We start from the raw sequence: 261 nt of genomic DNA, 5'->3' as shown, positions 1-261 counted from the left end.
GATATTCCTGTACCACCTCATAATCGTTATGAGCAATGGAGGGACGCAGGAGGATAGGGAAAGCGCGCGTATGGATGTGCGCGTCCAAGCAGTGAGGGTGTTGGATAGGCAAATCCGTCCAACTGAGACCTGAGCTGTGATGGGGAGCGAATTTTAGTAGCGAAGTTCCTGATTTCATACTGCCAAGAAAAGCTTCTAGCCAGATTATAGGTGCCCGTACCGCAAACCGACACAGGTAGGCGAGGAGAGAATCCTAAGGTG

1 rRNA gene is annotated in these 261 nt (G+C 51.0%); it reads left to right on the top strand.

The features are described from left to right. Window positions 1-261 (top strand): 23S ribosomal RNA (locus KI338_RS17595); the annotation flags it as partial.

Source organism: Ornithinibacillus bavariensis (assembly GCF_018333235.1).
Lineage (GTDB): Bacteria > Bacillota > Bacilli > Bacillales > Amphibacillaceae > Ornithinibacillus > Ornithinibacillus bavariensis.
Note: the sequence above shows the minus strand (reverse complement) of the source record. Positions and strands in the feature narration are given on the sequence as shown.